Here is a 14,601-nt window from a genome sequence, read left to right on the forward strand (position 1 = left end):
GCTCCTCTTTAATACACATCCGTATCACTTTCTCCTGTTGATCCGTCAGATGAAATCGTGACTTTAAAGGTTGTCGTCAACGGTTGCTTCTCTTTTTCCCCGTCTTTCAATACTTCAAAAACACTCTTGTCTTCTTTTAAGGCAGTCACTTTGATTCGGGCAACACCCGGACGAAGAGCCTTTAGCGTCTGAGCAGTCGCATCCGTCTTGACGTATTCTTTTCCTTGCATGACTTCGAGACGATAGAAACGTTCTGTCGTCGTAACGGGCAACCAATTGAGAAGCGGGCGTTTTTGATCATCTTGTAACGTCATCGTCAAATCATTTGCCGTCAACGTCAATGGATTTTCACGCACATTGATTTTTGTTACAGCACGGGTATCCGGGAAGTCACTTAGTTGTAATACCGCATCGACTGGACCGTTTGGAGTCCCGGTCAATCCTTTGACGGTATATCCGGTACCGGTTGCAGTCAATTCAATGGCATCACTGATTTTAGAAAGAACAAACGGTAAGCGGATATCCGGCGAAAACGTTGCGGTCACATTTTGAGTCGTTCCCGCCCATAGTTCCAAGTTGCTTGGATTCACAGTTAGTTCCGGAACCTTGACTTCAATCGTATAAACTTGTGATTGCGCCAAGTAGGTCGTTGCGCCTGCTGTAGCTGGTACGACCGCCTGCACAGTCAGCATACCGGGTTTGACACCCGTTAAAGTCAACGTATCCGTTTCTTTTCCTTTCGATTCAACCGATCCAGGATTCGTCACTATCCATTTGATCGGTGCATCCGTTCCAGATAACATGATGGCATCCCCGGTCATTGCCTTCGTTTGTCCCACGTACAACACATTCGGAACGTCACGGACAATCAGTCCGCCAAATACATCATTGATGGTCAATTTAGAGGTTGCGACCAATTCTTTGCCATTTGCAACAGGGACAATCAATTTAATATCCGTCGTGCCGATTTTTTTCGGCACAATGATTCCCTCTTGGTTGATGGTTGCAATGTCCGTGTCTGCAATCGACCACTTCAACGTCCCGTATTCACTACCTGCTGGACTAATCTCCGGCAAAACTTTATAAGACGGTGTATTGAGATCGATACGAACCGAGGGAATTTTAGCTTCTGTTGCATACGATTTTGATAACGCATATCCTAGGACCTGGAAAGACTGTGTGTCATTCGCAACACTTGTGAATCGATCTCCGGTTGAATTGGAGCGATAGACGTTTTTATTTGATGTTAAAGTATTATCTTTTTTATCAAGTACATACGTTCCAGCATCTTCCTTTGCCCGAACAGTTACTTTAAACGTAATCTCCGATTGGCTCGAAATCCACTTACCTGAACCTATGTCTTCCCGGTATTCTATTCCTTTAAATGCTCCCGATACTGTTTGATTAGTCACAACTGCATCTTCTATACCGGTTGTCGATAAAATTTCAAGATTATTAGGAAGCAATTCTTTGAACTTAATGTCCTCCATTTTAACGACGTACGCTTCGTTATTTGAAACATTATCCCCGATTGCATATGTTCGTGAAATCGGTTCCGGTTTAATAGTATATGTGATGGTTGCCATTTCGCCTTGAGGAATTGTTGTAGGATTAATTGACCGCTGTAACGTAAAGGGCGAAGAAGATGACGGCTTAACCACTTGAACCGTTCGGGTTTCAATAGTTTTTGCGCCACGTTCATCTTCTGCCTCAATTCGAATAATCGCAGAAGTTTTCCCAACTAATTTAGCATCAAATGTTTGACTGACAAATGAGTTATTCTGAAGTTTATTGTTTTCGTATACTTTTTCGTTATCAATATAGATTCGTGTTTTTAGTACCCGATCGCGTAAGTCATAATCATTTACTTTATACGAAATCGTGAGTGGTTCATTGTTCAAATAACTTGCTTGATTGTTAGGCAAGATGTTTTTAATCAATGGTTTATGGTTTGCGCCAATGAATGCCCGGTACATCGTGTTCGAAAACAATTCTTTTTCCTGCTGTTGACTGAATGTCGAGGTATGTCCCGCACCTGAATAGGTAATGTTCCCTTTCGTATACATATAATAATGATTTCGGGCATCACCAATCGTTCGACCGGCATCCTGGTTCGAGGCGGCAACACTATTTTCGCGAATGTTATACCATGGAATTAAATCTGATTGCTCCAAGTCCAGTCCAAAGTACTGGTTATGTGTCGTTGCAATTAAGACACTGCTTCCTAACGTGAAGGGATAGGATGTCATGACACCATCATTTTGCTTGACCGCTTGTCCTGAAGTACGCGGCGCCGCATATCCCATGTTCGTAAAATTCTTTTGCCCTGCTAAATCAGCAAATTTCTTTTCCCAGAACAGCTCGGGAATCGTCGATTGATTTGGGCGAAAAATCGTGTCATGAGACAACATCAGTCCTTGCCCCGTATTTGTAAATCCAAGGATCGCATTTGATGCAGCATCACTCAAAGAAGCCGCTCCGTAAGAATCTTGGAAACCAAAAATCAACATATCGTAAGCTGTGTTTAAATTCTTAGTCGAATAGGTTTGATTAAATGTGTCTGCAGTGATCACTTCGACATTAAAGTCATAAAATCCATCCTGTTTCAATAACGTTCCAGTATTCATGAAGCCGTTAATCGATCCAGTCGTTCCACTCCGAGTCACTTGAAGAATTTTTGCTTCCGCAATCTGATCTTTCATCAAAAAACTACCGGTTTTATAATCTGTCAACCCGTCACTACTGGAAACGCGTATCATCCAGTTTCGTGGACCGGTATAGCTCGGAGCATTAAAATTATAGCTCAGCGTACCTGTTTTTCCAGCAGGCTTTTCATCCACTTTTTCCGACTCCTCAAATTGATCATTGCTGTCAAAATCAATGAAGAGTTGCGCTAGTTGGTTCGTATTTTCAACACTGGTCGTATAGGTAAAATCAATCGGTACGTTTGGAACAGCCGTCGTACTTTTATCAACGTCTGTCAAAACTGTTCCCTGTTGTTGCGCAGAAGCCCGCTCAAGACGAGGACGAACGATTTTCTGTGCTTTTAATTTTGTAATGATCGTCGCCATGTCGGTATAGACAGGTACATCTTTAAAAATCAAATTAAAATTGCTAGATGTTTGTGCTAAAACATCTTGATGCAAAAAGACTGGTAATCCTTTTTTGATGTATGCATTTTTAATTTCGTTCGCTTTTAACTTCGTAATATCATTTTCAATTTTATTTGTATTATGATTTTTTTTCGTATCCGAAATCGTCATCGAATAACGATCTGTACCCGAAAATGCAGACGAATCAAAGACAATCGCATCAAATGCTCCGTCAAGTGGAAAACGGGAGGCATTCAGTTCCTTAACGGTCATCATCTTAATTTCATATTTAGTTGTATCCAATCCCGTCAACATCGATGTGATGACAGTATTCGGATCGATGCGATTTGTTGCTGACCAGGCATCCCGGATTTCTAATATCTTAAACTTCTCTCCGGTTGCTGCCTTTGTATATGGTGGTTGTATATACGTAATACTAGTAAATATCAATAAGCTGACTAAAAACAGACGTACCCAACGTTTCATCTCCATCGTCTCCTCGTCTTAAGATCATGCAATCTAGGACTATATTACCCCACCATTAGTATACAAGGACTTTCAGCGTTTCCCCTTTTTTGTAAAAGACTGTGCCTTTAGTAATGTGCGAACCGTGCTGATGAAATAGAGCGATCCCGTGACGATGAGCGTCTTTTCCGTCGTATCCACTTCCTTGAAAAAACGGTTGAGTTCCATCGCATTCGCTCCGTCCATCTTCAATTCTTCAAGCGACCGCGCCCGTGGAAAATCAAACGTCGTTTCGTAGATATTCGGCGTCACTTCCTGCAACTGTCTGAGCATCGCTTCGCGGTCCTTGTCACGTAAAATCGAACACAGTACGAGAACCGGTTTTGACTCTTCCTTCAGTCGTTCAACCAGTGCCGTCACCCCTTCCGGATTATGGGCACCGTCCAAAATAATCCGCGGCTTGCGGGAGATGATCTCAAACCGTCCCGGATGCGTCGCATTCCGCAGTCCACGCCGGATTGCCGTTTTTGACCAGCCGAGTTGTTTTGCACAGACGACAGCGTTCGCCGCATTGTGGACTTGATGGATCCCTTCCAGCCCTAGACGTGTCTCGGGAATCCCTTCATAGGTCGCCCATGTGCCGGTCTCACTCAGCCGGTAATGCCGGATGACTTCCTGACTCCAGGACAGGCTCGCCTGCCGATCGCCACAATAGGCCATCAAAGGCACCGTTAATTCTTCCTGCAGTTTTCCCGCAATGACTCGTGTACCTTGTTTAATGATCCCGAACTTCTGTAAAGCAATCTCTTGGAGCGTATCTCCGAGAATCGCCTGATGATCGTGACCGATCGAAGTAATAATGGCGGCTTTCGGTTGCTTCAGGACATTCGTCGAATCATACAGACCGCCCAGTCCGACTTCATAAATGACGAAATCAGGACGAATCTGTTGAAAATGATAAAAGGCGAGTGCCGTCAGGGCTTCAAATTCCGTCACTGCCCCGATTACCGGTTCTAATTTCAGGATTGCAGCTTGAACCACATTAGCCGCCTCAACCAGATCCGCTTCACTGATCGGTACACCGTTCAACATGATTCGTTCCTCGAACTGAATGATATACGGTGACGTAAAGGTTCCGATTTGCAATCCTTCCGCTACACCCATCTCCCGCAAAAAAGCGACCGTTGATCCTTTGCCGTTTGTTCCCGCAACATGAATCGTCGGAATCGCATCCGGATCAATTGCAAGTTCCGCCAGTACCGCGTTCATCCGGCTCAACCCCGGTTTGATGCCAAATGCCAGTAACGCCGATAACCATTCGAGCACATCTTCTCGTGTTCTCACGCTTGGTTCACTCCTTTAAAAAAAGTGACTCAAGAAAACTTGAGCCACTGTTAAGATTATTTTGCGAGTTCGCTGATCCGGACTTCGACTGCCGCCCGTTTCTCTTTATAGTCTTGTGCTTTTGCCTGTTCTTCTTCAATGACGTGTGCCGGAGCTTTCCCGACGAAGCCCGGGTTGTTGAGTTTCTTCTCGACCCGTTCGACTTCTTTTGTATATTTCACCAGTTCTTTATTCAGACGTGCGATTTCTTCTTCGATGTTGATCAAATCAGCTAGTGGAATGAATAATTCGGCTCCCGTCACGATGGCACTCATCGCTTTTTCCGGTGCTGGCATATTCCGTTCGACGAGCAATTCCGAGGCATTCGTGAACTTTTTCAAGTACGAGACGTTTGTCTCTAAATCGTGCTGGACTTGATCGTCACTTGTTGCAATCATCAACTGGATTTGTTTCGACATCGGTGCGTTGACTTCAGCACGGATGTTTCGGACTGAACGGATGACGTTCTGAACCGCCTCGAACGCCGGAACAGCTTTTGGGAAGTCCAGTGAATCGTTGCGTGTCGGCCAGGCAGCACGTGTGACCGTTTCGCCTTCGTGCGGCAAGTGTTGCCAAATCTCTTCCGTGATGAACGGCATGAACGGATGCATCAGACGCATGATTTGATCCAGCGTATACGCAAGAATCGAACGTGTCGTCAATTTAGCGGCTTCATCTTCACCGTTTAACGGCAATTTCGCCATCTCGATGTACCAGTTACAGAAATCTTCCCAGATGAAGTGATAGAGAACACGACCGGCTTCACCGAACTCATACTTGTCCGAAAGACGTGTTACATCATCAATCGTCGTGTTCAGACGCGTCAGGATCCATTGGTCGGCCAGTGATTTCTCACCTGACAGGTCAATCTGTTCATGTGTCAGTCCGTCCATGTTCATCAACGCAAAACGGCTTGCGTTCCATAATTTATTCGAGAAGTTCCACGTCGCTTCGATTTTCTCCCAGTAGAAACGTAAATCGTTTCCTGGTGTTGAACCGGTCGTTAAGAACCAACGCAGCGAATCAGCACCGTATTTCTCGATGACATCCATCGGATCAATTCCGTTACCGAGTGACTTCGACATTTTCCGTCCTTCCGAGTCGCGGATCAAACCGTGAATCAGTACATCGTTGAACGGACGTTCGCCTGTGAATTCATACGACTGGAAGATCATCCGTGAGACCCAGAAGGCGATGATATCGTAACCCGTCACGAGTGTTGACGTCGGGAAGTACTTCTGATAATCAGCTGCCCCTTCATTTGGCCAACCCATCGTCGAGAACGGCCAGAGCGCTGAAGAGAACCAGGTGTCAAGCACATCATTGTCCTGTTCCCAGTTTTCGATGTCAGACGGTGCTTCTTTGCCGACGTAGACTTCACCCGTTTCTTTATGGTACCAGGCCGGAATCCGGTGACCCCACCAGAGCTGACGGCTGACACACCAGTCGCGGATGTTTTCCATCCAGCGGACGTATGTGTTTTCGAAACGTTGCGGAATGAAGTTGATTTTGTCTTCGCCTTGCTGCTCTTTCAATGCTTTTTCAGCGAGCGGCTCCATTTTAACGAACCATTGGAGCGACAAGTACGGCTCGACGATCGCGTCCGACCGTTCCGAGTGACCGACGGAATGCAGATGCGGTTCAACCTTGATCAGGACACCTGATTCTTTTAGATCTTCAACGATTTGCTTGCGGCATTCAAAACGATCCATGCCTTCGTATTTCCCGGCATTTTCATTCATCGTGCCGTCTTCGTTCATGACAAGGACACGTGGTAAATCATGTCGGTTTCCGACTTCAAAGTCGTTCGGATCGTGGGCCGGCGTGATTTTAACGACACCTGTTCCAAATTCCATGTCGACGTACTCATCGGCAACAATCGGGATTTCCTGGCCGACGATTGGCAACGTGATCGTTTTTCCGACGAGGTGCGCATAACGCTCATCTTTCGGATTGACGGCAATCGCCGTATCGCCGAGCATCGTTTCCGGACGTGTCGTCGCCAGTTCGACGTGACCGCTTCCGTCCGTCAACGGATAACTGAAGTGATAGAAAGCTCCTTCGATGTCCTTATAGATGACTTCGATATCCGAGATGGCTGTTTTCGTCGCCGGATCCCAGTTAACGATGTATTCACCACGGTAGATCAAGCCTTTTTCATACAATTTAACGAACACTTCCTGAACTGCTTCCGACAAGCCTTCATCGAGTGTAAACCGTTCCCGTGAATAATCGAGTCCGAGTCCGAGTTTCGACCATTGTTCGCGGATCGTTGAAGCATACTCTTCTTTCCATGCCCATGATTGTTCGAGGAACTTCTCACGTCCCATTTCAAGACGTGACTTGCCTTCCGCCCGGAGTTTCTGTTCGACTTTTGCCTGCGTCGCGATTCCGGCGTGGTCCATTCCCGGCAGGTACAAGACGTCGAAGCCCTGCATCCGTTTCATCCGTGTCAGCATGTCCTGAAGTGTTGTATCCCAGGCATGACCGAGGTGTAATTTCCCGGTGACGTTCGGGGGTGGGATGACGATCGTATACGGCGCTTTTTCCGGATCCTGATCGGCTTTGAAGTATTCCCCTTTCATCCAAAAGTCGTACCATTTTTCTTCTGTTGCCTGCGGATCATATTTGGTTGGCATTGATAATTCCTGCATCTGAATCGCTCCTTTAATCCATAATAAAAACGGCTTCTCTCGTCCTCATCTAAGGACGAAAGAAGCCGTTGCTCTTCCGCGGTACCACCTTAGTTCACTCTTTACAGAGTGCCCTCTAGCCCGCGTAACGTGCGGCAATCCGGATCTCGCTTGCTGTTGCTTACGAGACCAGCTCGTGGGGTGACCTTCATCAGGACGTCCTGTCACATCTCTCAGCCATGGATGTGTTCTCTCATAACAGTCCGTTGATTGACTACTCTTCCCGTCATCGCTGTTTTCCAAATTAATCTTTCTTCATTTTATCCGAGACGTCCGTAGCGCGTCAAGAACTGCTTAACGATTAAATTCGAGTTGCAATTCCTTGAATGTCAGTTCGACTGCTGCAATCGTCTGCTCGATGTCTTCGTCCGTATGAACGGTCGATAGGAAGAGTCCTTCAAATTGTGACGGTGGTAAGAAGATGCCGCGTGCTGCCATCTTTTGATAATACGAACGGAACATGTCGAGATTCGACGATTTTGCCTGCTCGAAATTGGTCACCGGCTGATCCGTGAAGAAGACACCGAACATGGCGCCCGCCCGGTTCGTTGTTAACGGAATATTGTATTTCGCTGCTGCTGCGAGATACCCTTCCGCCAGTCGACCGGCTTTCCGGTCAAACTCTTCGTAATGTTCCGGTTTCAGCTGCGTCAATGTCGCAAGACCGGCTGTCATCGCAAGCGGATTACCTGATAACGTCCCCGCTTGGTAAATCGGACCTTGCGGCGCAATTTGTTCCATGATATCGCGACGTCCACCGTAAGCACCGACCGGCATACCGCCGCCGATGACCTTACCGAGACACGTGATATCCGGCGTGACACCGAAGTATCCCTGCGCACAGTTGAAGCCGACACGGAAACCGGTCATGACTTCATCAAAAATCAAGAGTGTGCCATACTGTTCCGTGATTTCGCGAAGTCCTTTGAGGAATCCCGGTTGCGGTGGAACGAAGCCCATGTTTCCGGCTGCCGGTTCAACGATGACTCCTGCGATATCATCTCCGTGTTTTTCAAATGCAATCCGGACCGCATCCATATCATTGTATGGAACCGTCAATGTCATGCTGGCAATTTGTGCCGGTACGCCCGGTGAATCCGGGAGTCCGAGAGTCGCCACGCCTGATCCGGCTTTAATCAACAGCGAATCGCCGTGACCATGGTAACAGCCTTCGAATTTCAGGATTTTTGTTTTTCCGGTATAGCCGCGTGCGAGGCGAAGCGCAGCCATCGTTGCTTCCGTTCCCGAGTTGACCATCCGGACGACTTCAACCGACGGGACACGGCTGATGACGACTTCTGCCATCGCCGATTCGATTTCGGTCGGTGTTCCGTAGCTCCAACCGCGTGTCGCTTGTTCCTGAATCGCTGCTGTCACGATCGGATCCGCATGACCAAGAATCATCGGTCCCCAAGACAAGACATAGTCGATGTATTCTTTGCCATCGATGTCATATAACCGTGACCCTTGTGCCCGTTCTGCAAAAATCGGTGTCATTCCGACTGATTTATAGGCACGAACCGGGCTGTTGACGCCACCCGGCATGAGCGGCAAGGCGCGTTCAAACGCCGCTTTTGATTTTGAGTTCTGATTCGTTAAGCTCATTTTGACCCCTCCAAGTAACGACAAATGTCTTTCGCGAAATAGGTGATGATTAGATCGGCACCGGCCCGTTTAAATCCAAGCATTGTCTCCATGACGATTCGTTCTTCATCAATCCAGCCGTTTAATGCAGCGGCTTTGACCATCGCATATTCACCCGATACGTTGTATGCAACGATTGGCAGATCCACGCGTTCGCGGACGTCACGAATGATATCCATAAAGGCAAGGGCCGGTTTGACGATCATGAAGTCTGCACCTTGATCAACATCCGCTGTTGCTTCACGGAACGCTTCCCGACGGTTTGCAGGATCCATTTGATACCCTTTGCGGTCGCCTTCACCAGGAGCCGAGTTTGCCGCATCACGGAACGGTCCGTAATACGCGGAAGCATACTTGACGCCGTAACTCATGACCGGGATATGGCTGAAGCCGTTCTCATCCAGTCCTTGGCGGATCGCTGCCACGAACCCGTCCATCATCGAAGACGGTGCAATGATATCGGCACCGGCACGCGCTTGTGAGACCGCTGTTTGGACATGTAACGGAAGTGATGCATCATTATCGACGGTTCCGTCAGCAACGATGCCGCAGTGTCCTGTAGACGTGTATTCACATAAACACGTATCTGCGATGACCGTCAGTTGCGGTGCAACTTTTTTAACGAGTCGTGTCGCTTCTTGAACGATCCCGTGATCATGAAATGCCCCTGTTCCCTGCTCATCTTTTAAATGATCGTGCGGTACGCCGAACAGGATGACTGATTCAATACCAAGTGAAACGACTTCTTGGATTTCTGCTTCAAGATGATCGAGTGATAAGTTGAACACACCCGGCATCGAGCTGACTTCCCGTTTGATGTCGTCCCCTTCCGCGATAAATAGCGGATAAATCAAATCGGATTTGTGCAAATGATTTTCCCGGACGAGTGAGCGTAATGACGCTGTATTGCGTAAGCGGCGGTGGCGTGCGAATTCTAATGTATTCATAACAGTTCCTCCTCTAAAATACAGTCAATCAGCCCGTCAAGCGTATAGACAGCAGCGACCAGAAGCGGTGCCAAACCAGATCGTCGGGCGGCTTGCTCGGTGATTGGTCCGATCGTCACATAAGTCGCGGTCGTCCCCTTGCAAAATGGAGCAATCGCTTCGACAGCTGAAGGACTTTGTAATCCAATATACGTAGCACGTTGCAGCACATCAGGCGGAAGCCCCCGTAACTTCGTTTCGTACGTGATGACTTCCAACACTTCAGCCGCAACGGCGTTTCTTAATCGTTCGAGCGGTTCTTGACGTGACCGGTTCCCGCGGGCAAAACAAATCCGTTGACCGGTCTCGAGAAGCGGTCGTAATTCTTCGACGAGCACATCCCCAGTAAAAGCGGATGGCATGAAATCAGGTGTCCGTCCCTGCCGGATTAACGCCGCCGCCGTTTTCGACCCGACGACGGCAATCTTTGTGTCCTGCAAAGACGGAAGCTGTGACTGGATACGTTCGACGCCGGTCGGACTCGTGACAATCAGCCAATCTAATGCTGTCGGCAATTGAAAGGCGACAGGAATCGTTTCGATGACCGGGTGATGGACGACTTCAATCTGTTGTGCCGCTAAACGCGCCACTTGCTCTGCAGTCGGCCGCCGACTCCCCGTCAAGACCAGTTGTTTATAAATCATCCGGTAAAGATGCGAGAATTTCACGGCCACCCGCATCGAGAAGACGCGTCGCAACCGTTTGACCGAGTTGCATCGGATCAAGTGATGTTTCCCGTTCAAGCAAGATTTGTTGTCCGTCCACTGAACCGAGGAATCCGACGAGTGTCGTCGACAAATCTTCGTTGATGGTCGCAAATCCACCGACAGGTACATGACAGCTTCCTTCGATTGCCGCTAAGAAAGAACGTTCGGCGAAGGCTACTTTTTCTGTCATCTGATCGTGGATCAAATTCAACAAGTCGCGCACTTCTTGATCGTTCGCTCGGCATTCGATTGCCAAAATTCCTTGTCCGACTGCGGGAATCATATCATCCGTTGAAATGTATTCCGAAACGATTTCATCCGACCAGCCCATCCGCTGAAGACCGGCAGCAGCAAGCAGAATGCCGTCAAACGGACCTGTTTTCAGCTTTTCAAGACGTGTATCGATGTTCCCACGAATCGATTCGATTTTTAAATCCGGACGTAATTTGAGTAATTGGGAACCACGGCGTAAGCTGCTTGTTCCAACGATTGCGCCTTCCGGAAGCGAGTCCAGTCCGCCGCCTGTCATCGTAATCAAGGCATCACGCGCATCGACTCGTGCAGGTGTCGCGCCGATGATGAGCCCTGTCGGCAACTCAGACGGGAGATCTTTCATGCTATGCACTGCAAAATCAATGTCTTCGTCAATCATCTGTTGTTCGATTTCTTTGACGAACAATCCTTTACCGCCGACTTTAGATAGTGTCACGTCAAGGATGCGGTCACCCTTCGTGATGATATTCTTGATTTCGAATTCGTATGGTGCACCTGCTTGTTTCAATTGTTCGATGACCCACTTTGTTTGTGTCATCGCAAGTTTTGAACTACGTGAACCTACTATGATTTTTCGCATGCTGAAATCCCCCTGTACAATAATAAAGGGGCGGCACAAGTCCGCCCCATGCTTTTCTATTGTAACACAATTCGGTCTATGTTCACCGATTCACAGCTTTCCGTTCAGCTGTTGTTTCTTCCTGTAACACCATTTCCTCAGCGGCACTGTCAAACAGTTCTTCGTCTAATGCAAACGTATCCATGAACTGCGCAATCCGTTGATCGGCATCTGGTTTTGCGGCTGCATCTTTGATATAGGATAATGGCTCGCGTAACAGTTGATTGATGATGGATTTCATGTGTTTTCCGATCACGGTTTTTTCCCGATTTGTCATGTTCGGCAACTTCCGCTCCAGGCTTTGCATTGTCTCTTGCTGGATTTTAAGCGACTGGTCACGGAGTTCCGTAATGATCGGAACGACACCAAGTGTCGTCATCCACCCTTCGAACTCGGCAATCGCAGCTTCAATCCGGCGTTCGATTTTTGCTGCTTCTTTCATTCGTTCTGCCATGTTTTGCTGGACGATCGACGTCAAATCATCGACATCATATAAATGAACACCCGGCAAGTCACCTGCCGTCGGTTCGATATCACGCGGAACCGCGATATCAATCAACAGGAAGGGACGATCACTTCGGAACAATTGTGCTGCAGCAATGTCTTCACGTTTGATGATTGCCCGTTTTGCTCCGGTTGAAGAAATAACGATGTCAGCCCGAAGCAGACCGCATTGCATTTCATTGATCGAATGTGCGGATCCTTCGAAACGATTCGCCACTTCTTCGGCTTTGGCCAGCGTCCGGTTAAAGACGGTGATATCACGGGCACCCGCTTCATACAGGTTAAGTGTCGTCAATTCGCCTGTTTCTCCGGCACCGATGACCACGATGGATTTATCTTCAAGCGATCCAAGTAACTGTTCTGCGAGCGTGACGGCAGCTGCACTGACCGACACCGCATTTTCACCGATTCCCGTTTCAGCATGCGCGCGTTTCGCAAGCGTGACCGCTTCTTTAAACAATTTATTGAAAACCGTTCCTGTCGTCTCGAGTTTTTGTGCCGTGAAGAAACTGGTCTTCACTTGCCCGAGAATCTGTGTTTCGCCGACAATCATCGAATCGAGCCCGCTCGTCACCCGGAAAAGATGCTTCATCGCGTCAAATCCCTCGTGAATGAACAAATACGGCTCTAATTCTTCCATCGTCAACCCAAACCAGTTCGCCAGAAAACGTTTTGTATAATAACGCCCTGTATGCGGCTGATCCGTAACAACATATAATTCTGTCCGGTTGCATGTCGAAACGATGACGCTCTCGAAAATACTTTTTTCGTCACGTAGCGCAACGACCGCTCCCTTCATCTCATGTTCCCCAAATGAGACTTGTTCGCGGATTGATACAGGCGCCGTCTTATTATTTAAACCGACAACTACGATATGCATGCGCTCTACCCCTTACGTCCAAAGATTTCATTCTCATCTATCTTTCGTTCTCTACTCTACATTATAACCATTATAAAAAAGATTCCAATCAATTTATAAACTAAAATGAGTCGAAGTTGTGAAACTTATCTTCTTACCATATCCCTCTCAGCAACAAAGTACAAACCCTCTGCTTTCATCATAAGCAGAGGGTTGTGGATTTCTTATTTCGTCGAATCGGTAATGATCCGTGACTCCTCGATCTGGACATCCAACTTTTGTTGACGCAGACGATAAATCCGGGCAATGTTTTGAACGACGACTTTGGTCACGGCATACGTCGGGACCGCTAAGATGACACCGATGATGCCGCCAATTTTACCGGCAACGAGTAAGACGATGATGATGGTCAACGGGTGGACCTTCAACGTCTTCCCTTGGACGTAAGGTGAAATCAGATTCGATTCAATCTGTTGGGCAACGACAATCGTAATGATGGCGTAGAGCGCTTTGATTGGATCATCGATGAATCCGACGATGACTGCAGGAACAGCACCGATATAAGGTCCGAGATAAGGAATGATATTCGTGACCGTACAGAACAGCGCCAGCAGCAACGCATATTGAATGTCCGAGAGGAAGAATCCGATCAACGACATGAGACCGACACATAACGAAACGATGACTTGACCATTCACATAATGTTTAACCGTCACATGCATGTCATGAAGAATTTTACGTGTTTCCGTTTCATAGCTTTTCGGTAAAAGTTTGACGACTGAATTCGGAAACTTATAACCGTCGAGTAACATGTAGACCAAAATGAATGGTACAAGCACGATGATCAGCACGGTCGAAGAAATGACACTGAAAATCGTCCCGACAGAGGTCGACACCGACTTGAACAACGTCCCGATGTAAGATGTCGCTTCATTCGTCCATTTATCAAACAAATCGGTATTTTCATGTACCCAGTTGGAAATGAGTCGATTGTTCATCAGCTGATCCCGGAGGTTCAGCGTCTGGTCCCGCAGTTCGACGACCAGATTCGGAATGCTCGTTACGAAGTCCGAGACTTGCTCGACCAGAATCGGTCCGATGGATGCCACGGCAATCGTGATGACACCGAGAAATCCGAGCAGGACGATTAAAACAGCAAGACCCCGCTTCTTGACTCGCTTTTGCAGTGCATCAACAATTCCAAGTGTGAAGTAATAAAAAATACCGGCGATAATCAACGGTGGGAAAATCAGGGCTAACATCACTTTAATCGGTTGGAATAAAAATGAGATTTTCGTTCCGACCCAGATGACTAAGAAGATCGTCAAAATCCAAAGTAAGGCTTTAAACCATTTGTTTCGAAGTAAATCCACGAA

Annotated in this window: 9 protein-coding genes; all 9 read right to left on the reverse strand. The window is 47.5% G+C overall.

What is annotated here, in order from left to right:
• Positions 1 to 8: 8 nt before the first annotated feature.
• A complete protein-coding gene (locus tag HNY42_RS12435; protein ID WP_188004567.1) occupies positions 9 to 3,578 on the reverse strand; it encodes a GEVED domain-containing protein in 3,570 nt (1,189 codons plus the stop codon).
• 72 nt (positions 3,579 to 3,650) lie between these two features.
• A complete protein-coding gene (locus tag HNY42_RS12440) occupies positions 3,651 to 4,901 on the reverse strand; it encodes a bifunctional folylpolyglutamate synthase/dihydrofolate synthase (protein WP_188004568.1) in 1,251 nt (416 codons plus the stop codon).
• Positions 4,902 to 4,957: 56 nt separating this feature from the next.
• Positions 4,958 to 7,600 (reverse strand): valine--tRNA ligase, encoded by a 2,643-nt coding sequence (locus HNY42_RS12445; protein ID WP_188005454.1) that lies wholly within the window; start codon positions 7,598 to 7,600, stop codon positions 4,958 to 4,960.
• 327 nt (positions 7,601 to 7,927) lie between these two features.
• Complete coding sequence (hemL, locus tag HNY42_RS12450; RefSeq protein ID WP_188004569.1) at positions 7,928 to 9,238, reverse strand: glutamate-1-semialdehyde 2,1-aminomutase; 1,311 nt, start codon at positions 9,236 to 9,238, stop codon at positions 7,928 to 7,930.
• On the reverse strand, positions 9,235 to 10,224 hold the full coding sequence (gene hemB, locus HNY42_RS12455) for a porphobilinogen synthase (protein ID WP_188004570.1): 990 nt from the start codon (positions 10,222 to 10,224) through the stop codon (positions 9,235 to 9,237). Before hemB ends, hemL begins: the two co-directional genes overlap by 4 nt.
• Positions 10,221 to 10,931, reverse strand: a complete 711-nt coding sequence (locus HNY42_RS12460; RefSeq protein WP_255508350.1) for a uroporphyrinogen-III synthase — start codon at positions 10,929 to 10,931, stop codon at positions 10,221 to 10,223. The genes hemB and HNY42_RS12460 overlap by 4 nt, the downstream gene beginning before the upstream one ends.
• Positions 10,897 to 11,823, reverse strand: coding sequence for a hydroxymethylbilane synthase (gene hemC, locus HNY42_RS12465; RefSeq protein WP_188004571.1), 927 nt, complete (start codon positions 11,821 to 11,823; stop codon positions 10,897 to 10,899). The genes HNY42_RS12460 and hemC overlap by 35 nt, the downstream gene beginning before the upstream one ends.
• A gap of 82 nt (positions 11,824 to 11,905) precedes the next feature.
• A complete protein-coding gene (hemA, locus tag HNY42_RS12470; RefSeq protein WP_026827794.1) occupies positions 11,906 to 13,246 on the reverse strand; it encodes a glutamyl-tRNA reductase in 1,341 nt (446 codons plus the stop codon).
• Positions 13,247 to 13,449: 203 nt separating this feature from the next.
• Positions 13,450 to 14,598, reverse strand: a complete 1,149-nt coding sequence (locus HNY42_RS12475) for an AI-2E family transporter (RefSeq protein WP_131972418.1) — start codon at positions 14,596 to 14,598, stop codon at positions 13,450 to 13,452.
• Positions 14,599 to 14,601: the final 3 nt, after the last annotated feature.

Origin of the sequence: Exiguobacterium sp. Helios (assembly GCF_014524545.1) — a bacterium.
Classification (GTDB): domain Bacteria; phylum Bacillota; class Bacilli; order Exiguobacteriales; family Exiguobacteriaceae; genus Exiguobacterium_A.